Source organism: Listeria sp. ILCC797 (genome assembly GCF_900186185.1).
Classification (GTDB): domain Bacteria; phylum Bacillota; class Bacilli; order Lactobacillales; family Listeriaceae; genus Listeria; species Listeria goaensis.
Map to the genome: position 1 here is coordinate 166,465 of NZ_FYBS01000001.1, position 20,145 is coordinate 186,609.

The following is a 20,145-nucleotide window of genomic DNA, read 5'->3' on the forward strand; positions in this document are numbered from 1 at the left end:
TACATAAAATGAAAAGTATGAATACAGACTTTTTACAAATCTTTTCCTGTTTGAAAAATATTGGTTAAGTATGCGCAAACAATTAGTTTCGCGATTCCAAGTTAATTGGTCTATACAAAAACAAGCTTGCTAAAAAGCTCACAACATAAAAAGAAGCATGATACGTTTTGCAACAAAACATACCACGCCCAATTTTACATATCGGCATATACGCCAATTTTTTTAAATTTTGTATAGCGTTGTTCTATTAATTGTTCTTTCGTAAAGGATGTTAATGTGCGAATTGATTTGGCTAGCGTTTCATCAATCCGTTTCGCCTGTTCCTTAACATTTTGATGCGCACCGCCTAGAACTTCTGGAATGATACCATCTGTAATGCCTAAGTCAAATAAATCTTCTGCCGTAATGCGCATCGATTCTGCCGCTTTTTTCGCCATGCTCGCATCTTTCCATAAAATCGCAGCAGCGCCTTCTGGTGAAATAACGGAAAAAACCGCATTTTCTAACATGAAAATTTGGTTACCTAAACCAAGCGCAAGCGCCCCTCCGCTACCACCTTCACCAATTACAATAGAAATAACGGGAACTTCTAAATCGCTCATTTCATAAAGATTGCGCGCAATAGCTTCACTTTGTCCGCGTTCCTCAGCAGCGCGTCCAGGATATGCCCCTTTCGTATCAATAAAACAAATAATCGGCCGCCCAAACTTATTAGCTTGCTTCATAAGACGCAGGGATTTTCTAAAACCTTCTGGGTGAGGCATACCGAAATTACGATATAAATTATCTTTCGTATCTTTCCCGCGCTGATGTCCAATGACCGTGACCGGAATGCCGCGGTATTTAGCCACGCCACCAACAATCGCTGGATCATCGCCAAAATAACGATCACCGTGCAGCTCCATAAAATCTTCAAACAAAAGATTGATATAATCAAGCGTTGTCGGACGCTCAGGATGTCTCGCTACTTGAAACTTATCCCACGCAGACATGTTGCTATAAATATCATCTTCAAGTTTCGCTAAACGATGTTCAAGTTTTTCAATTTCCTTTGTAAGGTCCACATCTGACTTTTCATTGTACTCTTTTAAGTCAGCAATTTTTGTTCGCAGTTCGAGTACTGGCTGTTCAAAATCCATTTCATTCGCCATTTGATTCGGTCGCCTCCTCACCTGGTTTTTGGTGAAACTCTAGCAGAAAACGCAGTTTCTCTCTTAGTTCCAGTCTTGAAATGACCGCATCAAGTTGCCCATGTTTTAATAAAAATTCTGCGGTTTGAAAATCTTCTGGAAGTTCTTCGCGCACTGTCTGTTCAATGACTCGTCTACCGGCAAAACCGATTAGCGCACCTGGTTCCGCAAAGTTAAAATCGCCTAGTGAGGCAAAACTTGCCGAAACGCCGCCTGTCGTCGGATGCGTCATCACCGTAATAATGAGCCCTTTATGATTGCTGAATCGTTTGAACGCCGCCGATGTTTTCGCCATTTGCATAAGGGAAAGCATTCCTTCTTGCATGCGCGCACCACCTGATGCCGTAAAGATGACAAAAGGCTCTCCTGTGCGGTCCGCTTCTTCTACCGCTAACAAAATCTTCTCCCCAACAACAGATCCCATACTCGCCATACGGAAACGTGAATCCATGACAGCAACAACAAGCGGCTGCCCATCAATTTCTGCATGCCCCGTTAAAATGGCTTCATTTAAATCGGTTGTTTCTTTATCTTTCTCGATTTTTTCCATGTAATTTTCAAACCCAAGAGGATTTGCTGCTGTTAGTTCTGGATTCAGTTCACGAAAAGAATTCTCATCTACCAACATTTCAATTCTTTTTCTGGCTCCGATAGGATGATGAAAACCACAATGACTACACACCATCAAATTTTTCTCGAGCTCTTTGGTGTACATAATTTTTTTGCATTTTGGACATTTGGTCATAATCCCTTCAGGAACATCGCGTTTCGCTCCTTCAGTAGGAATGGCCGCATATTTTTTCTTCTTTGGCTTCGTAAATAAATCTCCTAACAAAGATGAAACCTCCCCTATCTATGCTTTTTAAATTATCCATAACGAAAATAAAAATATATAAGTGCTTAAAATAACTGCTACGGATAGGAAAATTATTTCTTTTAAAGAAACAGCAGCCCACTAAAATGCGTTAGCAGACTGCAAGCATCGTTTTCCACTCTAAACTATACCATATTTTTATATCGTATAGGAAATGAAAAAATTATTTTACTTGAACACAACATTTTGTTCCCCTAGCCAATCTTTTAATTCTTTTTCTAATTTTGTTGAAAAGGTTACGTTTAATTTCGCGGGGAGCGCCATCGTTTCGCGCGTTCCTGAAAGATGGACGACAACAACCGATGGCCCTGGATTCGCTTTTGCAAGTTGACGTATTTTTTCAAGTGCTGATTTCTCTTCCACTTTTAAAAACAACCGTTTTGGAAGCTCCAAAGAATCCAGTGTTTGCACGTGTTGCACAACCGCCTGAAGTTCCCCGTTCCGCTCGTCCATTTTAACTTGCAGCGCAACTAAACTCCCTTTTTCAGTGAGCGCCGCAAATTGCCGATATGCTTCGGGGAATAACACAGCACTCAATTCTTTACTATCATCACTGATGGTCAAGAAACACATGTTTTCCCCTTTTTTCGTACGAATGATTTTTTGATTTAAAATATAGGCCCCAATTGTAGCTTTCTGCCCTTTTTTTAGTTCATGAAGAGCTGGCATGTTTAGTTTCTGCATTTTATCTTGATAGCGTGAAATCGGGTGTGAGGACACATATTGCCCCGTATATTCTTTCTCAAGCTCTAGCATTTCCTGCTCAGTTAAAGGCGGCACTTCGCGGTACCGCGGCTTGATGGATTTTAGGAAATCATCATCTTCCGTAAATAAATTCATACCTTTTTCATCATTTCCAAGTAAATTCGTAAATTGAAGCGCCCCGTCAATGGACGCGATGAGCGTTGCGCGCTCTTTACCAAACTCATCAAAACAGCCCGCATAAATGAGCGCTTCTAAAATGATTCGCGTCATCATTTTGCTTGGCATGCGCTCACAAAAATCAAAGAAATCTTGGAACGGCTTCATTTTACGCTCTTCGATGAAAGCCAAAATAAATTTATTCGGCACTTTTCGAATGACGCGAAAACTATAACGAATGGCGTCTCCTTCTACTTGGAAATAATAATGACTTTTGTTGATACTAGGCGGAAGCATCGAAATGCCGTATTTTTTCACTTCCGTTACATATTGACTGATTTTCGCATCATTTCCGAAAACCGAACTAAGTAAGGCGGACATAAATTCTGCGGGGAAATGGGCCTTTAAGTAGGCAAGCTGAAACGCGATTTTGGAATAGGCTGCGGCATGACTGCGGTTAAAGCCGTAATTGGCGAAGCGCACAATCATATCGTAAACTTCATTTGCACTCGATTCCAAATAGCCTTTTTTGACGGATCCAAGCACAAAATGTTGGCGCTGCTCGTTTAAAACGTCGGCTTTCTTCTTGCTGACTGCACGGCGAAGTAAATCGGCCTCACCAAGCGAGAACCCTGCCATTTGATTCGCCACTTGAATAATTTGTTCTTGGTACACGATAACGCCATACGTGACTTCTAAAATCGGCTTTAAATCGGGATGTGGGTATTGGGCGGCTTGTTTGCCATGTTTTCGCGCAATAAACGTGTCGATTTGCTCCATTGGTCCTGGACGGTACAGCGCATCGACCGCCACAATGTCTTCAAAGGAAGTCGGCTGCAAATTGCGGAGCACACGCCTGATGCCGTCTGATTCAAATTGGAACACACCCGTTGTATCACCGCGTCTAAACAATTCAAGCGTTTTTTTATCGTCTAAAGGAATGTCTTGAATGGTTAAAGACAATTTGCGATTGTAGTTTACTGAACGCAAAACGCGATCTAATAAACTTAAGTTACGCAAACCTAGAAAATCCATTTTAAGCAAACCAATAGCTTCTAAATCATTCATCGGGTATTGCGTCAAAAGGGCATCGTTACTGCCTGCCTGTAGCGGTACTTGGCTCACTAGCGGCTTGTCCGAGATGACGATGCCGGCTGCGTGCGTTGAAATATGGCGCGGCAAGCCTTCAAGCTGACAAGCGACGTCCCATATCATTTCATTTTCTTTTGTGCTCGCAATATGTCGGTCAAGGCGGTCGTTTAGCTCACGTGCTTTCGCAAGCGTAATACCAAGCTGATTCGGAATTAATTTCGCCCACTCCGCGAGTTGTACCGTGTTTAAACCAAATGTTCGTGCCGTATCACGAATCGCCGCTTTCGCCGCAAGCGTTCCAAACGTGCCGATTTGCGCAACATGTTTCTCACCGTATTTGTGAACGACATAAGAAATAACGTCATCGCGTTTATTATCTGGGAAATCCAAGTCAATATCGGGCATCGTCACCCGCTCAGGATTTAAAAAGCGCTCAAATAGTAAATTGTACAAAATCGGATCGACATCGGTAATCTGCAAGGCATACGAAACGAGCGAACCCGCAGCAGAGCCACGCCCCGGTCCCGTTAAAATATCGTGTTCCCGTGCATATTTCATCACGTCCCACACAATCAAAAAGTAATCCGCAAAACCCATTCGAACAATGACATCAAGTTCGTAGGAAAGCCGCTCCTCGTATTCAGGACGGCCGTCAAGCCCGCGCGAGACGAGCCCAGCTCTTGCCACTTCTTGCAAAACGTCTGGCGCAAGTTCCCCTTTTTCTAAAGGAAAGCGAGGTAAAAGATGTTGGTGCATAGCGACTTCTGCGTTACACCGGTCCGCTATTTCGCCAGCCCGCATTAAGGCCTCCTGCTCAAAACTAGACGTGTAGTCGCGTGCCATTTCATCAGGACTTGCAAAATAAGTTGGCCCAACGAGTTCGAGTGATGTCCAATCGACCGTTTGATTATCGCGAATAGCCTGCAAAACCGTGGTCGCTTGTATGTCTTTTGGCCGCATGTAACGCACATTTTTCGATGCGACAACGAAAAGCCCATTGGACTGCGCAAATTCGGCAACAGCCTGTGCCATATTTGCCTGATGCTTCTGAAGCGTCAAATAAAAATTAGTCTCACCAAATATACTTTGCCATTCTGAAACAACTTCTAGTGCGGCAACTTGATTTCCGTCTAAAAGTAGCTGTTCAATCTCACCCGTTCGTCCGGGCGAAAGCGCAATAATCCCATCGCAATAAGAGCGCAGCCATTTTAGTGGCATCTCCTCGCCTTCTTCTCGCGTTTTAATTGCACTAGCTATTTTTAAAAGGTTGTAATAGCCTTCTGTCGTTTCGGCAAGTAAAACAAGTTCGTATGTGTTTCCGGGATTTATGACACCTTCAATATCAATGGTCATCCCAATTATCGGCTTAATCCCTTCTTTTTTGCAGGTCGTATAAAATTCAATCGCTCCGTAAAGCGCATTTTTATCTGTAATTGCTAACGCAGAATAATGGTAATCTTTCGCCGTTTGGACGAGTTCTGAAATTCGCGCTGTGCTCGACAGCAAATGATAGGCGCTCGCCACTTGTAAATGAACAAATCCCACTATCCTCGCTCCTTTCGAGTTGTTCTCCTTTTATTATAGCTTTTGCATGCAAAAAAAGAAAGTATGTTCGTAAAAAAAGGGGGTGTCAATTTGACAGCCCCTTTTGGTCATGCGCGTTCACAAATTTGATCAAGTTTTTGTTCCATTTCCGAAACTTCCTCTTGCGTATAAACAGTTGCACCAGATGCAAGTGGATGTCCGCCGCCCCGATATTCTTTGGCAAGCCCGTTAATAATTGGTCCTTTTGAACGGAGGCGAGCGCGAATTTCTTCACCATCCTCAACGAACATTATCCACGCCTTTAAACCTTCAATGTTTTCAATAGAACTGACTAAATCAGAAGCTTCTTTTGCGGAAACATCAAATTTCTTCAAAATTTCTTTGGAAATATAAATGGTTGCGGCCCCGTTTTGATGCATGTTGAGATTTTCGAAGATATAGCCGGATAGTTTCACGGTTTTAAGCGGTCGCTGATAAAGGTTTTGAAATAGCATGAATCGATCAAACGGAAAGGTGACAAGTTTTGCGGCTAGGCGCAAAGTCTCTTCTGTTGTACTTTGATATAAAAATCTGCCCGTATCGCCAACTATGCCAGCAAAAAGGAGTCTTGCCGCAGTTTCATTCAAAACAAGCTCTTCCGAGAAGCTTTCGTAAAAAGAAGTGATCATTTCGCTGCACGAAGAAGCGCTCGTATCAACCCATAGTAAGTCGCCGTAAGCGTCGTCGTTTGGATGGTGGTCTATTTTGATTAATTTCGCGCCGCTTGAATAACGCGCATCATCAATCCGTTCAGTATTGGCTGTATCGCAAACGATAACAAGTGCACTCGCGTATACTTCGTCTGGAATCTCGTCCAGTTCGCCTAAAAAAGATAGCGTCGGTTCAGGAGTACCAACTGCAAAAACCTTCTTTTTTGGAAAAGTAGCGCGAATGATTTCCGCTAGTCCCATTTGTGAACCGTAGGCATCTGGATCGGGGCGTACATGTCGATGTAAAATAATGGTTTCATACGCTTTGATTTCATCTAAAATTTTCTTTTTCATTTCTACACCTCTTTTAAGTTAGCGCTCCATCATTTGGCAAGCGACAATGGCTTTTCCGGTTAAAATACCTTCTAAGTATAATTCAACGTCAAGTTTCCCCGCTTTTCGTCCCATTTCAAGAACACGCGGCTTAATGGAAAGAATCGCATCCATTTGAACCGGTTTTAAAAAGTACATCGTGACGTTTTCGATAGCGACATTTCTTTTTTTCATCGTAAATAATTTTTGTTGCACGACATCGCAAACGAGCTGCGTGAACACACCGTATGACAACGTTCCAAGTGAGTTGGTCATTTGCGGTGTCACTTTAAATTCATATGTATGTTCTTGGTCGTCCGTTTCTTTTTCATCAAGTTGTTTTGCAATGGTATCATCAATTGTTTCACCAATTTGAGGCTGTTTTTGAATCATTTGCATCGATTTTAAAATGTCTTGGCGACTAACAATGCCAAGTAAAGTTAAATCATCTTTTACAACAGGGATAACTTCAATGCTTTCCCATACCATCATATGCGCCACAGAGGCTACGCTCATTTTTGATCCAACCGTCAGCGGGTTCTTTGTCATGACGCGTTCAATTGAGATAGCTTGATTTTTATCAATCACATCTTTATTTGTAACCATGCCAACAAGACGATTCGCTTTATTGACAACTGGAAAGCGACTGTGCCCTGTTTTTTCTTGCAATTTATGCCAATCAGCAACTTTTCCAGATGTGTCTAAATAAGCAATGTCTTCAAGCGGTGTTGAAATATCTTCCACAAGAACGACTTCTTTTTTGATTAATTGGTCATAAATGGCGCGGTTAATCATCGTTGCGACTGTAAACGTATCGTAAGAAGTTGAAAGAATCGGTAATTCTTTTTCATCTGCTAAACGTTTCACTTCATCGTTTGTATCAAAACCACCTGTAATCAAAACGGCAGCGCCTCTATGTAGTGCCAGTTCATGTGCACGTTCGCGATTTCCGACAATGACTAAATTTCCAGCGTCGGTATAGCGTTCCATCGCTTCAACCGTCATCGCACCAATGACGAATTTATTCAGCGATTTATATAAGCCTTCCCGTCCACCGAGCACTTGACCATCAATCATATTGACTATTTCAGCAAATGTTAATTTTTCAATACTATCTTTTTGCTTCCGTTCAATTCGGAGTGTTCCAACTCTTTTTATCGTTGACACGAAACCGATAATTTCTGCGTCTTTAATGGCCCGATAAGCGGTACCCTCACTAACAGATAGATTTTTTGCGATTTTTCGCACCGAAATTTTTTCGCCAACAGCAAGATTTTCAATGTATTTTAATATTTGTTCATGTTTAGTAGCCAATTTTTTCACCTATTTCTTTAAACTTCGATTTCGTCTCCTATTTCCATCACTTTTCCAGTAATATTCGCAGATAGTGAATTTACAAACGCTTCGGCATTTTGTTCGATAAGTGGAAATGTATTGTAATGTATTGGAATAACTGTTTTCGCCTGTAAAAAGTCAGCCGCAATTTTGGCATCATCTGGTCCCATCGTAAAATTATCACCAATTGGCAAAAAGGCTAATTCAAGCGAATTTCGTTCGCCAATTAGTTTCATATCGGAGAAAAGGCCCGTATCGCCAGCATGGTAAACAGATTTTCCTTCCAAAGTAAAAACAAATCCATTTGGCAAACCTAAGTTGACAATTTGGCCGTCTACAACGGTAGAAGAACCATGGAAGGCTTGTGTCAATTTAACCGTTCCAAAGTCAAACTCCCTTTTTCCCCCAATGTGCATGGGTGCAATATTTTGGACGCCTTGTAAACTGAAAAAAGCAGCGAGTTCTGCGTTACAAATTATCGTTGCACCTGATTGTTTGGCGATTTCCACTGTGTCCCCAACATGATCATCATGTCCGTGAGTTACCGCGATATAATCTGGTTTTTGTTCCGCAACAACTAAATCACATGCTGGATTGCCTGAAATAAAAGGATCAACGAGTATTGTCCGTTCGCCCGTTGTCATTTTGATACATGACTGCCCGTGAAATGAAATTTTCACATTCAAAACTTCCCTTCGCATTTTTTGTGTTATAAACTGCTATAGTATAGATGACAAAACTACAGAAAAAACAAAACGAACCACTGATATACATAGCTTTATCTGTACCACTCTAATTTTATATTTATTAGAATAGAAAAGCAACTGAAAGCGTGCGAAAAGCTAAAAATCGTGCTATGATGAAGAGGAACTCGCTTCGGAAAGAAGGTAAAAAAATGGAGAAAAATATTGATGTTTTAGAAAATTGGTTAAAAGAGCAAAATGCCTCGGCTGCCTTTATTACCGAGCCAGAAAACATTGCGTACTTCACAGGCTATCACAGCGATCCACACGAACGCGTACTCGGATTAATTGTTTTTGCAGACCATCCGCCGTTTCTTTTCACGCCCGGTCTTGAAGTCGAAGATGCTAAGACGAGCGGCTGGAAACATGATGTTTACGGCTACAGCGACACCGAAGATCCTTTTAAAATCATTGCCGAACAAATTCAAGCTCGGGTTAAAAATCCGACCAAGATTGCGCTTGAGAAAAACCACATTACTTTGGACCGTTTTGAGCAACTTTCAGGCAAATTCAGCTCCACTTCTTTTGTGCCAATTGAGCATAAAATCCAAATGATTCGCCTTGTCAAAACACCAGACGAACTTAAAATTTTAAAAGAAGCCGCACTCCTTGCTGATTATGCCGTTCAAGTTGGCATTGATGAAATTGCTGAGGGGAAAACGGAAGCCGAGATTGTGGCCAAAATCGAATACGAAATGAAGAAAAAAGGCGTTTCTAAAATGAGTTTTGATACGATGGTTTTGACCGGCAAGAATGGCGCACTTCCACATGGAACACCGGGTGACACAAAAATCAAAAAAGGCGATTTAGTCCTATTTGATTTAGGGGTTGTTCATAAAGGTTATTGTTCGGATATTACGCGCACAGTTGCGTTTGGTGAGATTTCCGCGGAGCAAAAGAACATCTACGATACGGTTTTAGATGCGCAGCAAAAAGCGATTGCGAAAGTTCGCGCTGGTGCGCCAGCTAAAGAGCTCGATTTGACGGCTCGAAACACGATTCGTGACGCTGGATACGGCGATTATTTCCCGCACCGGCTTGGACACGGTTTGGGTGCTAGCGTTCATGAATTCCCTTCTATTACGGAAACAAATGATATGCCGCTTGCGGAAAATATGGTCTTTACAATCGAGCCAGGTATTTATGTTCCGGGTGTTGCAGGCGTTCGGATTGAAGATGATATTGTGGTGACAAAAGAGGGATATGAAATTTTAACGGAGTTCCCGAAAGAATTATTAGTGATTCATTAAGAAACAAAAAACGAACTTTTCAAGGAACGAAAAGTTCGTTTTTTGTTTGCCTATTTCGCTGTTGTATTATTTAAGAGTGTGCTTAGCTCCTTATAATCATAGCCTAAATCGCGGGCTACTGCTTGATAAGTGACGTTTCCTTCAAAGGTATTGACACCTTTATAGAGATGGAAATCGTTCGTCACGGCTTGAATGAGGCCTTGGTTCGCCAGTTTTAAGCCATATTGTAATGTTGCGTTTGTAAGTGCCATTGTTGATGTACGCGGCACGGCACCTGGCATGTTTGCTACTGCGTAATGAACAACACCATATTTTTCATAGGTTGGATTGTCATGAGTTGTCACGCGGTCGCTCGTTTCAAAGATGCCACCTTGATCGATGGCGATATCTACTAAAACAGAGCCTGGTTTCATTTGTTTAACCATATGTTCTTTCACGAGTTTCGGTGCTCTTGCTCCGGGAATTAAAACGGCGCCGATGACGAGATCGGAATTTTTCACGGACTCTTCAATGTTGAAATCGTTACTCATTAACGTCGTGACATCATTGCCAAAAATGTCATCTAATTCGCGAAGACGATGCAAATTTAAATCTAAAATCGTGACTTTGGCACCTAAACCAATTGCAATTTTAGCAGCATTGGTTCCTGCCATACCTCCGCCAATAATGGTGACATTGCTCCGCTCAACCCCGGGCACACCGCTAAGTAAAACGCCCATGCCACCGTGGATTTTTTGGAGAAACTGCGCACCAATTTGGGTCGCCATTCGTCCTGCCACTTCACTCATTGGACTTAGAAGTGGTAACGAGCGGTCATCGAGTTCTACGGTTTCATACGCCACACTGTTTACTTTATTTTTAACTAAAGCTTCGGTTAGTTCTGGTTCGTTCGCTAAATGTAAATATGTGAAAAGAAGCAAGCCTTCACGGAAATATTGATATTCAGAAACAATCGGTTCTTTTACTTTTACGACCATTTCAGCAGCCCAAACTTCTTTTGCTGTGTCTACGATTTTCGCCCCTGCACTCGCGTAATCAGCATCATGAAAATTCGAACCTAAACCCGCATTTTTTTCGACTAAAACATGGTGTCCAGCATTAACGTAAGAAAGTACGCTAGCTGGTGTCATTGCAACTCGGTTTTCATTGTTTTTTATTTCTTTCGGTACACCTATAATCATTTAAAACCTCTCCTTTTGTAGTGAAATATACCCACAGTTAACCGCTTACATTTAAATTCTAACACAATATTCCTAAATTGAGCAATAATAAAACTTCAATTTTAACAAATTTATTCATCACGTCATGCCCTGCCTTTATGCGCTTTTTATCACAATCTTTTCCTATGCAAAAGGATGAATAAACTTACCTCTTCTTATTCAAAAATTTTCGCCATTTTTGTGGTTGTTTTTTCCAAAAAGGGGTAAAATATAAAGTATAGAAAAAATTATCTTGGGAGGTTATTTTATGTTACAACAATACAAACGAATTCTAGTAGCGGTGGATGGATCAAAAGAAGCGGAGCGCGCGTTCCAAAAAGCGATTCAAGTGGCAAAACGAAATGATGGTTCCCTTGGACTTGTTCATGTTATCGATACACGTGCTTTTTCATCAGTGGCGAATTATGACACGAGCATGGCGGATAAAGCGACAGAATATGCGGATGAACTTTTAAGTGGTTATAAAGAAGATGCTTTAAAAGCTGGCGTAACAAACGTAGAAACTTACATTGAATATGGCTCCCCGAAAACAGCGATTACTAAAGAAGCTGCAAAAGCATTCCAAGCTGATTTAATTATGTGTGGTGCAACCGGTTTGAATGCGGTTGAACGTTTACTTATTGGTAGTGTTTCTGAGTACATTATTCGTCACTCCCCTTGCGACGTGCTTGTTGTGAGAAATGATGAACCTGAGTATGTAGAGTAAAAAAAAACGACTAGGATAACCATAGTCGCCAATGACCTTAGATGAAATTGTCTAGGGTCTTTCTTATTTTTCTTTTAAATCAATTCGAATATTTTCATATCCATGCTCTGATAACATGCTTAATAAATTATTCCCATTTAACAAAGAAATAGGCTTGTTTCTAGCGAATTCATAGGAATCAGGGCCATAGTCAGAAGTTGTTACTAAAATCCCTTTTGTAGCACCTTCGTTCATGATAGTTCCATACAAATCTCTAACTGCAGAAACACCAACTAAATTTGTATACCTTTTAGCTTGAACAATAAACTTCCCACCTGTTATAGGGTCTGAATCAAACATTACTGCATCAACACCACCATCTTTAGAAGAACGAGTAGTTTTGATTTCAATTCCTTTTTCCGTAAATACTCTTTCAAACAACTCTCGAACAAGATGTTCAAATTCCTCCCAATTCATCGTAGCGAGGTTTGTACCATTAATTTTTTCTCCAATAGATTTTGATTCTACAAATCTTTCATCTTCCCGATTTAATGTAAGAATCGGAACAACTGGAACTAAATCATTTAGATTCGATTTGGCAACACCTTTTAATTTTCTAAAGCATTCTTTCGGTTCAACTCTGCTTAAGTTTAGTTCTTGAAAATCTTCCTTGTTAGTTTGTAGACTCATAAGACAAAAATTCTCTAGATTTCCTGTTGCTTGATTGATATCCTCTAACCAACCGTTTATTACAACAGAATCGATATGCGCGTTTTCATCAGCTTTATAGATAACATTTGTCACCTCTAAAATAAGGCTATATAGCAAGTTATTGTATACATCATTTATTTGTTTTTCAGAAATTTGTGATTCAGTAAACTCTTTTCTAGATTGGACATACTTCATTAACTTAAGTCTAGGAATAATTTCTCGGGTTGGTAAATAATAATCAACGAGAAGTATTTTACCTGTTTCTCTGTATTCTATGTTAGATAATGTTTCTAAATCAAAATCATATATCAAGCTTTCAAATACACGGTTATAATATAATTCAATGCTTTCCTGCTTGCCCATTATTAAACCATCTTCTAATTCTTGAATATATTTATTATGCTCATCTTGTTTTTTTAGAAATTCCTCTTCGCCTTTCAAATATACAGTTAAATCTGCTTCATATTTTTTATATAAACTTGCATTGTACTCTTCAACTTTTTTGAGCTCACTATCCCATTTAATTAATGCATTATCATAGGCTTCCTTTTTCTTTAATTGCCTATTATTCGATAATTTATCTACAAAATTATATTTTAAAACAGGTTTTTCTGGATTATTCTTAGTAACAGGTGGAACAGGTTTTTCATTTAAAAATGGTGTTACTTCTTTTAAATCTTGAAAATTCGACGCCTCACTGTCAAATTGAATCGTATCAATGACATTGTTCAACGCCTCTCTTTCAGATTGTACTTCTTCAGTGGTTGATTTTGCATATTCTATTGCACGTTCTTTTTCATAAGCTAACTGTTGTTTTTCATACTCCTTTTGCCTTTTAATTTCTTCTTTACGTCGTCGTTCTACTTCTCTAGCGTTTGCTCTCGATTGACGATCGACTTCTCTACCTATTTTCTTCATTGTACTGTAAAAGCTTTTTGCCATGTTGCTTCCTCCCCATTTGTAGTTAATTCATTTTAATATAATTATATCAAATTAACTGACTAAAAAACAAAGATATATAGGGGAAAATAAAAGAAGTGGAGTCAAGCACTAATACTCTGCTTGAATTCCACTTCTATAAATCTATTCATTATGCGCGCTCAGCTTTAATCCGTTCAACATCACGTGCAATCATTAATTCTTCATTTGTTGGGATAACAATAACTTTAACTGGCGAATGCGGGTAGTTTAGGAATGCTTCTTCGCCGTGAACTTGGTTAAGTGCTGGATCCCAGTAAACGCCCATGAATTCTAAGCCGCGTAAAACACGTTCACGAATGAAAGAACTGTTTTCACCGATTCCAGCTGTAAAGATGATAGCATCAACACCGTTCATGCGCGCTGCATAAGAACCGATATATTTATGGATACGGTCAACAAAAACTTCCAGCGCCAAATCAGCGCGTTCGTTTCCTTTTGAAGCTTCTTGCTCAAGGTCACGAAGGTCGCTTGAAATACCAGATACCCCAAGCATGCCTGATTCTTTATTCAAAACGTCTAAAACTTGTTCAGCCGTTTTTCCCGTTTTTTCCATAATGAAAGGAATAAGTGCTGGGTCAATGTTTCCTGAACGAGTTCCCATGGAAACCCCTGCAAGTGGCGTGAAGCCCATTGAAGTATCCATCGATTTACCACCTTCGATAGCAGCGATACTTGCGCCATTTCCGAGGTGACATGTTAATAGGCGTAATTCTTCTACAGGACGACCTAGAAGCTCTGCCGCACGTTCCGATACATATTTATGACTTGTACCGTGGAAACCATATTTACGAATGCCATAATCCTCATAATAGCTATACGGCAAGCTGTATAAGTAGCTCGCTTCTGGCATCGTTTGATGGAATGCTGTATCAAATACAGCAACCGAAATAATATTAGGTAAGATTTTTTTGAAAGCTTTAATTCCGGTTACGTTCGCAGGATTATGAAGCGGCGCAAGCTCGGAAAGCTCTTCAATATCTTGAATAACTTGTTCATCAATAAAAATAGAATCAGGGAATTTTTCTCCACCATGTACAACACGATGACCAACACCTGTAATTTCATCATAAGATGCGATAATGTTGTTAGAAATTAATTTTTCTAGTAGCATTTGAACGGCTACTTCATGATCCGGAATATCTGTTGTTTCGGTGATTTTCTCTCCGTCTACAGAAATCGTGAAGATTGAATCCTTTAAGCCAATACGTTCGACAATACCTTTCGTAATGACTTCCTCAGAGGGCATGTCATAAAGTTGAAATTTGAGTGATGAGCTTCCAGCGTTAATCGCAATTGTTTTTTCCATTTTGTTTTGTTCAATTCCCTTCTCGTTTATTTTCACGGAACCAATCTTCAATCTGTGCCAAGATCGGCGCAGTAATGCGCGGATCAGAAAGTGAAGATAGATTGGCCAGTAAAACTTCTTTTGGCTTACGGACATTGTCTCCGTCTTTTTGTAACATTAAAATGCTTTTTCGTGCTTCTTCTGACTTAAATAGAGAATCAGGTAACTTGATGATTCCTTGCATATAGCCATATTTTTTTACAAAGCGATCTAGTTTTGCAAAATCGGCTGTGCTAAACATGGCATCTGGCACAAGGAAAAATAAATAGCCGCCTGGTTTTGTGTAACGCATCCCTTGCTCGATAAATAAATAGTGAGAAAATGAATGTCCGTCTGTTCGGTGTAACTCAAAATCTTCCGCACGTGTATCATTCGGATAGTAGCCAATAGGCAAATCGCTGATCACAACATCTACTGGATCAACTAATAAATTGCTAAGACCATCCTGATGAATCAAATTGACTGGTACACCTTGCAAATCAGCACTCACAAGGGCAAGCGAAATAAGCAAATCATCCACTTCGACACCAGTAGCCGCAACCGAAACGTTATCTTTTAATGTCAGTTGGTTCATCATCGTTGTTAACAAGTTGGCCGTTCCAACAGCTGGATCAAGCACAGTGATTTGTTCTCTTGATTTCATAGCCTTTTCCACTAAATACGTTAAAATAAAACCAATCGAATCCGGCGTCATTTGATGATTCATTTGAATTCCATGCTTCATGCCTTTTAAAAGCGCGAGTTGAAAACTTTTACGAATATCTTCTGCTGCAAAATCCGCTAATTGAATGGTGTCATATTGCGCCATCAATTTTTTGACTTGCTCATCGGATAATTCGTCTTTTTGCAAAACTTCATGTTGAAATAAATTCTCGCTAGTTTCATAAACGGCTTCCAAATAGCTCATTTCAAGTGCATTTTGCAAAATAATTGCCGTTTCATCAAGCACTTGGAATATTTCCGGAGTTGCTGTATTTCCCAAAAATAACACCTCGAATTTTTTTCATTACTAACACCACAAAATATTATACAGCATTTCCTACCAACTTAAAAGCATTTTCTTTTAAAGAAAAATGCTCTTTTAATACAGTTTCTAGGCAAAATTGATACAGGAAAACAGCTCCCTATCACAAGACAGAGAGCTGTTAAACAAGAAGCTTTACTATTTGCCATCAAGGCGACTGGTTTTATTAGGCTTGTTTAGCACTTTCAATCGCTTTTTCATAGTTTGGATGATTCGTTCCCTCTGGCACATACTCCGCATAAACAATTTTACCTGATGCGTCTACAACAAAAACGGCACGGGCGAGCAAGCGTAACTCCTTCATAACAACCCCGTAAGCTTCTCCAAACGACAAGTCGCGGTGATCAGAAAGTGTAATCACGTCTTCAAGTCCGGAAGAAGCACACCATTTCTTTTGGGCAAAAGGTAGGTCAACCGAAATCGTTAACACAACCGTATTTTCTAACCCACTCGCCTCTTCATTAAAACGGCGAGTTTGTTGTGAGCAGACACTCGTATCAATCGATGGTATGACGCTAATGATGCGCACTTTGCCGTCAAAATCATGTAGCGTGACTGGTTCTAAATCCCGATTTAACACCGTGAAATCAGGCGCCAATGCTCCAACTTTTTGTTCGCTACCTAGAAGTGTTACCGGATTCCCTTTAAATGTAACATTTGCCATAAAAATCTCCTCCTTTAGCTTTCCACTTCTCTATTGTAGGGAAAATTTGTCCTTCAAGCCATTAATCTGCTTTCAGAAAGCGCCATTAAATTTTCATGGACAACGGCTGTTTTTTCCATCAAATCTGCAACACCTTGCTTGTGCGGCGTAAAGGCAACAACGAAGTAAAGCGGCAAAATGGTTTTTTGGATAAATCTCAAGGCACCTTCGCGAAATAAAACGTTGAGCCATGTTAATTTTTCGCCGTCTTCTCGAATGACTTTTAACCCAAAAATTATTTTCCCAAGTGTTTGCGCGAAAAACTTTGTCATTAGAATAAAATACAGCAAGAAAAGAATGGTTTTGACGAAACCAACCAAACTAAAAAGTCCGCCTGACATGTCAACTTGTAATACGCGCAAAACCGGATTGACAATTATCCCATTTAAAGCGGCAATCACAATTAAATCCACGATATAGGCAAAAAAGCGAATCCAAAATCCGGCGAAATAGGGTTTTGGTATTTTCCGAAAAGGTGAACTTGGCGCTTCGTAATGATAAACTTGTCGTTCTTTTTCTTCCAAAATAATCCCCTCCTTATTCTCCGTAAAGATACATCATGCGTGGTGCTTCAAGCGTGCCGGTTTGTTTCATAATCGCGATTAAATCAGCGTTTTTTCCGCTTAGCGAAGTAGCGGCGCTTGAGAAGAAACTGCTAAAGCCTGTTGGTGTATCATATTTAAAAACCGTTGCGTCTTGTAGATCATAATCTTTTTGTAAAGCGGCGAGAGCGGTTTCTTGATAGCCGAATTCATCAATCAAGCCGTTTTCCTTTGCTTGGCGACCATCATAAATCCGACCGTCGGCGATTTTTCTCACTTCTGCTTCTGGCATGCCGCGTCCTTCTGCGACAACTTGAACGAATTCATTATAGGAATCATCAATCATACGTTGCATAATTTGCTTCTCTTCAGAGGTCATCGGTCTTGAGCCACTCATGATATCTTTATATTCACCACTTTTAATGGTATTGTCAGAAATTCCTACTTTTTTCATCAATTCACTATAATCATAGCCACGCATAATAACGCCGAGCGACCCAGTTAACGTTTCTTTACTTGCAAAAATTTTGTCGGCCGGTGCCGAAATATAATAACCGCCTGATGCGGCCATACTTCCCATCGAAACGTAAAATGGAATTTTTCGTTCAGCTTTAATTTGTAAGATTTTATCACGAATTTGTGCGGATTCCATCACTCCACCACCAGGTGAATTGACATAAAGCAATACAGCTTTCACTTTGGTGTCTTTTCGAACAGCTTCAAGCTCTTCCATAAATGTAACATGATTATAACCTGTTGAACTAAATAACGATGCGTCTTCTCCCGTGTTTTGAATGGTGCCATCTACAGATAAAATCGCTACCTTATCGGCATCTCCGGTTTTAATTTCTTCTTCTGTTAATTCATTGTTAGAAAGTAGCGAACTCACAACGCTTTTTGTACGCTGTTCTTCCTTGTCACTCGTTAAAAATGTAGAGGTGATTTTTGCAACCCCTGAGATGATGACGATAACAAAAACAAGTAACAGTGCAATCCATCGTTTAGCATTCATTATTTTCTCTCCTTTTTTATTTACAGATAATGTAAGTGTATCAAGAGAAAAACATCTCGACAACTAAAAATTTTCAGTTTTAAAAAGCAATCTTTTGAAAAGCATGATATGATAATAAAGAAGATTTTCTACTAAAATTTTGAAATTGCCACTGGAGGGACAAACATGTCAAAACAAATTTTCCACTTTTCTTACCGGAAAACCGAAGAACTGCATAAAATCGCGAAAGATTTAAAGAAAATCACAACAGATTATGGTTTTGAACTAACAGAAGACTATCAAAAAGCAACCGTTATTATTAGTATCGGTGGTGATGGTGCTTTTCTAAAATCCGTTCGTGAAACAAATTATCGTCAAGATTGCTTATACGCTGGGATTGCTCTAACTGAACAGCTCGGTCAATATTGCGACTTCCATATCCATCAATTAGATGAAATCATCAAAGCGGCTTCTGAGGAACGCTGGCTCGTTAGAAGATATCCAACGATTTACGGAACCGTGAACAATACGAAAGCTTTTTATGTACTAAATGAGTTTAACATTCGTTCTTCAATTATCCGAACGCTAACCATGGACCTTTACATTAACGGTAGCCACTTTGAAACATTCCGTGGCGATGGCATGGTTATTTCAACGCCAACTGGAAGTACGGCTTACAATAAGTCTGTTAATGGCTCTATTGTTGACCCTTTACTCCCTTCTATGCAAGTTAGTGAACTAGCATCACTCAACAACAATCGTTTCAGAACGCTCGGTTCATCGTTCATTTTAAGTCCAAAACGCAAACTTAAAATCGTCCTAGGTTCTGAAGGAAACAATGAATTCCCTCTTATCGGCATGGATAGCGAAGCACTAAGTATTCAACACGTCCACGAAATCAACTTAGAAGTCGGCGACCGTTTCATCAACATTATTAAACTTCCAGACAACTCTTTCTGGGACAAAGTAAAACGCAATTTCTTATAATGAATAAAAGAACCTGCCAAATGGTAGGTTCTTTACTTATTAAAAATCAGCGTACAGATTCTTTTAAAACGGCAACTAGCAAAGCTTTTTGCGCATGCAGCCGATTACCCGCTTGCTGATAAATAAGCGAATGCAGCGGATTATCAATGACCTCACTACTCACTTCTTCGCCGCGGTGTGCAGGTAAACAATGCAGGAAGTGATAATCTGGTTTTGCGTGGCTTGCTAGCGTTTCATTTACTTGATAATTTTCCCCAAAAGTTTGTAATCGTACTTGATTTTCCTCTTCTTGCCCCATGCTCGTCCACACATCTGTGTAGATGAAATCGGCATCGTTTACTGCGGTAACTGGATCGGCAGTGTGCTCTATACTTGCCCCACTATTTGCCGCGAGTTGCTTCGCGAGCGCCAGAATGTTAGGACTTACAGCGAAATTTTCTGGCGTTGCAAACGTCATATCAAGCCCCACCTTCGCACAGGCAAGGAGTAGCGAATGACAAACATTATTTCCGTCGCCAACATAAGCCAGCTTTACGCCATCAAACCGATCTTTCACTTCAAAAATGGTGAGTAAATCCGCTAGCGCTTGGCACGGGTGATGCAGATCGGTCAGCCCATTTATAACCGGGATTTTAGCGTGCGTCGCAAGTTCTTCAACATTTTCATGACTGAACGTTCGAATCATTATAGCGTCCAAATATTCATCAAGCACGTTAGCCGTATCGATAATCGGCTCGCCCCGCCCAATTTGAAGCTCTTTTGCGTTCATCACAATCGCTTGTCCACCAAGTTGCAAAATCCCCGCCTCAAACGAAACACGCGTCCGCGTTGAAGGCTTATCGAAAATCATGCCAAGAATTTTCCCACTAAGCGCGTGGCTATAATCGGCAGGGTTTGTTTTCATATCAAGTGCGACCGTAAGCAAATCCAAAATCTCCTCTTTTTCCCATTCCAAAAGTGTCAATAAATCTTTCCCAACTGTTTTCTCCGCTTTTATTTGCATGT

17 protein-coding genes are annotated in these 20,145 nt (G+C 40.2%); 3 read left to right on the top strand and 14 right to left on the bottom strand.

Features of this window, described 5'->3' with window-relative positions; translation table 11 throughout:
- Window positions 1–194: 194 nt before the first annotated feature.
- The 6 genes from accA to BN1609_RS00845 form a co-directional block, all read right to left on the bottom strand.
- Window positions 195–1,151 (bottom strand): acetyl-CoA carboxylase carboxyl transferase subunit alpha, encoded by a 957-nt coding sequence (accA, locus tag BN1609_RS00820; protein WP_088808879.1) that lies wholly within the window; start codon window positions 1,149–1,151, stop codon window positions 195–197.
- Window positions 1,141–2,025 (bottom strand): acetyl-CoA carboxylase, carboxyltransferase subunit beta, encoded by an 885-nt coding sequence (gene accD / locus BN1609_RS00825; protein WP_088808878.1) that lies wholly within the window; start codon window positions 2,023–2,025, stop codon window positions 1,141–1,143. The genes accA and accD overlap by 11 nt, the downstream gene beginning before the upstream one ends.
- 207 nt (window positions 2,026–2,232) lie before the next feature.
- Complete coding sequence (dnaE, locus tag BN1609_RS00830) at window positions 2,233–5,562, bottom strand: DNA polymerase III subunit alpha (protein WP_088825208.1); 3,330 nt, start codon at window positions 5,560–5,562, stop codon at window positions 2,233–2,235.
- A 107-nt stretch (window positions 5,563–5,669) separates the two neighbouring features.
- The gene (locus BN1609_RS00835; protein WP_088815243.1) at window positions 5,670–6,605 is read right to left on the bottom strand and encodes a bifunctional oligoribonuclease/PAP phosphatase NrnA; all 936 of its coding nucleotides are present in this window, start codon (window positions 6,603–6,605) and stop codon (window positions 5,670–5,672) included.
- An 18-nt stretch (window positions 6,606–6,623) separates the two neighbouring features.
- Window positions 6,624–7,937, bottom strand: a complete 1,314-nt coding sequence (gene ytoI / locus BN1609_RS00840; RefSeq protein WP_088840475.1) for a CBS-HotDog domain-containing transcription factor YtoI — start codon at window positions 7,935–7,937, stop codon at window positions 6,624–6,626.
- Between the two features lie 17 nt (window positions 7,938–7,954).
- A complete protein-coding gene (locus tag BN1609_RS00845) occupies window positions 7,955–8,638 on the bottom strand; it encodes a metal-dependent hydrolase (RefSeq protein ID WP_088815242.1) in 684 nt (227 codons plus the stop codon).
- 215 nt (window positions 8,639–8,853) lie between these two features.
- On the opposite strand from BN1609_RS00845, the gene BN1609_RS00850 reads away from it, so the two are divergent.
- The gene (locus BN1609_RS00850) at window positions 8,854–9,951 is read left to right on the top strand and encodes a Xaa-Pro peptidase family protein (RefSeq protein ID WP_088840402.1); all 1,098 of its coding nucleotides are present in this window, start codon (window positions 8,854–8,856) and stop codon (window positions 9,949–9,951) included.
- Window positions 9,952–10,001: 50 nt separating this feature from the next.
- Here the strand turns inward: BN1609_RS00850 and ald are convergent, their stop codons facing one another.
- Window positions 10,002–11,132 carry an alanine dehydrogenase gene (gene ald, locus BN1609_RS00855; RefSeq protein ID WP_088815240.1) on the bottom strand — a complete coding sequence of 377 codons (1,131 nt, stop codon included), beginning with the start codon at window positions 11,130–11,132 and terminating at the stop codon, window positions 10,002–10,004.
- 286 nt (window positions 11,133–11,418) lie between these two features.
- On the opposite strand from ald, the gene BN1609_RS00860 reads away from it, so the two are divergent.
- Window positions 11,419–11,877 carry a universal stress protein gene (locus BN1609_RS00860; RefSeq protein WP_088808872.1) on the top strand — a complete coding sequence of 153 codons (459 nt, stop codon included), beginning with the start codon at window positions 11,419–11,421 and terminating at the stop codon, window positions 11,875–11,877.
- A 63-nt stretch (window positions 11,878–11,940) separates the two neighbouring features.
- Here the strand turns inward: BN1609_RS00860 and BN1609_RS00865 are convergent, their stop codons facing one another.
- The 6 genes from BN1609_RS00865 to sppA all read right to left on the bottom strand — a co-directional run bounded on the left by BN1609_RS00865 (window position 11,941) and on the right by sppA (window position 18,174).
- The gene (locus BN1609_RS00865) at window positions 11,941–13,509 is read right to left on the bottom strand and encodes a restriction endonuclease (RefSeq protein ID WP_088815239.1); all 1,569 of its coding nucleotides are present in this window, start codon (window positions 13,507–13,509) and stop codon (window positions 11,941–11,943) included.
- Window positions 13,510–13,657: 148 nt separating this feature from the next.
- Window positions 13,658–14,854, bottom strand: a complete 1,197-nt coding sequence (locus tag BN1609_RS00870) for an acetate kinase (RefSeq protein ID WP_088809074.1) — start codon at window positions 14,852–14,854, stop codon at window positions 13,658–13,660.
- Window positions 14,855–14,864: 10 nt separating this feature from the next.
- The gene (locus BN1609_RS00875; RefSeq protein ID WP_088840403.1) at window positions 14,865–15,875 is read right to left on the bottom strand and encodes a class I SAM-dependent methyltransferase; all 1,011 of its coding nucleotides are present in this window, start codon (window positions 15,873–15,875) and stop codon (window positions 14,865–14,867) included.
- A 208-nt stretch (window positions 15,876–16,083) separates the two neighbouring features.
- A complete protein-coding gene (gene tpx / locus BN1609_RS00880; RefSeq protein ID WP_088808869.1) occupies window positions 16,084–16,581 on the bottom strand; it encodes a thiol peroxidase in 498 nt (165 codons plus the stop codon).
- A gap of 53 nt (window positions 16,582–16,634) precedes the next feature.
- The gene (locus BN1609_RS00885; RefSeq protein WP_255377281.1) at window positions 16,635–17,150 is read right to left on the bottom strand and encodes an RDD family protein; all 516 of its coding nucleotides are present in this window, start codon (window positions 17,148–17,150) and stop codon (window positions 16,635–16,637) included.
- 7 nt (window positions 17,151–17,157) lie between these two features.
- Window positions 17,158–18,174 (bottom strand): signal peptide peptidase SppA, encoded by a 1,017-nt coding sequence (gene sppA / locus BN1609_RS00890; protein ID WP_088808867.1) that lies wholly within the window; start codon window positions 18,172–18,174, stop codon window positions 17,158–17,160.
- Between the two features lie 165 nt (window positions 18,175–18,339).
- Here sppA and BN1609_RS00895 point away from each other — a divergent pair, with 165 nt between their 5' ends.
- Window positions 18,340–19,140: an NAD kinase gene (locus tag BN1609_RS00895; protein ID WP_088808866.1), complete on the top strand. Its 801-nt coding sequence runs from the start codon at window positions 18,340–18,342 to the stop codon at window positions 19,138–19,140.
- A gap of 46 nt (window positions 19,141–19,186) precedes the next feature.
- Here BN1609_RS00895 and argF read toward each other — a convergent pair whose 3' ends face one another.
- Window positions 19,187–20,143, bottom strand: a complete 957-nt coding sequence (gene argF / locus BN1609_RS00900; protein ID WP_088808865.1) for an ornithine carbamoyltransferase — start codon at window positions 20,141–20,143, stop codon at window positions 19,187–19,189.
- Window positions 20,144–20,145 lie beyond the last annotated feature (2 nt).

Bases quoted from the DNA above. Each gene is read 5' to 3' on its own strand.
- accA (WP_088808879.1), bottom strand. From the start codon at position 1,151: ATGGCGAATGAAATGGATTTTGAACAGCCAGTACTCGAACTGCGAACA.
- BN1609_RS00835 (WP_088815243.1), bottom strand. From the start codon at position 6,605: ATGAAAAAGAAAATTTTAGATGAAATCAAAGCGTATGAAACCATTATT.
- BN1609_RS00850 (WP_088840402.1), top strand. From the start codon at position 8,854: ATGGAGAAAAATATTGATGTTTTAGAAAATTGGTTAAAAGAGCAAAAT.
- ald (WP_088815240.1), bottom strand. From the start codon at position 11,132: ATGATTATAGGTGTACCGAAAGAAATAAAAAACAATGAAAACCGAGTT.
- BN1609_RS00860 (WP_088808872.1), top strand. From the start codon at position 11,419: ATGTTACAACAATACAAACGAATTCTAGTAGCGGTGGATGGATCAAAA.
- BN1609_RS00865 (WP_088815239.1), bottom strand. From the start codon at position 13,509: ATGGCAAAAAGCTTTTACAGTACAATGAAGAAAATAGGTAGAGAAGTC.
- BN1609_RS00870 (WP_088809074.1), bottom strand. From the start codon at position 14,854: ATGGAAAAAACAATTGCGATTAACGCTGGAAGCTCATCACTCAAATTT.
- tpx (WP_088808869.1), bottom strand. From the start codon at position 16,581: ATGGCAAATGTTACATTTAAAGGGAATCCGGTAACACTTCTAGGTAGC.
- sppA (WP_088808867.1), bottom strand. From the start codon at position 18,174: ATGAATGCTAAACGATGGATTGCACTGTTACTTGTTTTTGTTATCGTC.
- BN1609_RS00895 (WP_088808866.1), top strand. From the start codon at position 18,340: ATGTCAAAACAAATTTTCCACTTTTCTTACCGGAAAACCGAAGAACTG.
- argF (WP_088808865.1), bottom strand. From the start codon at position 20,143: ATGCAAATAAAAGCGGAGAAAACAGTTGGGAAAGATTTATTGACACTT.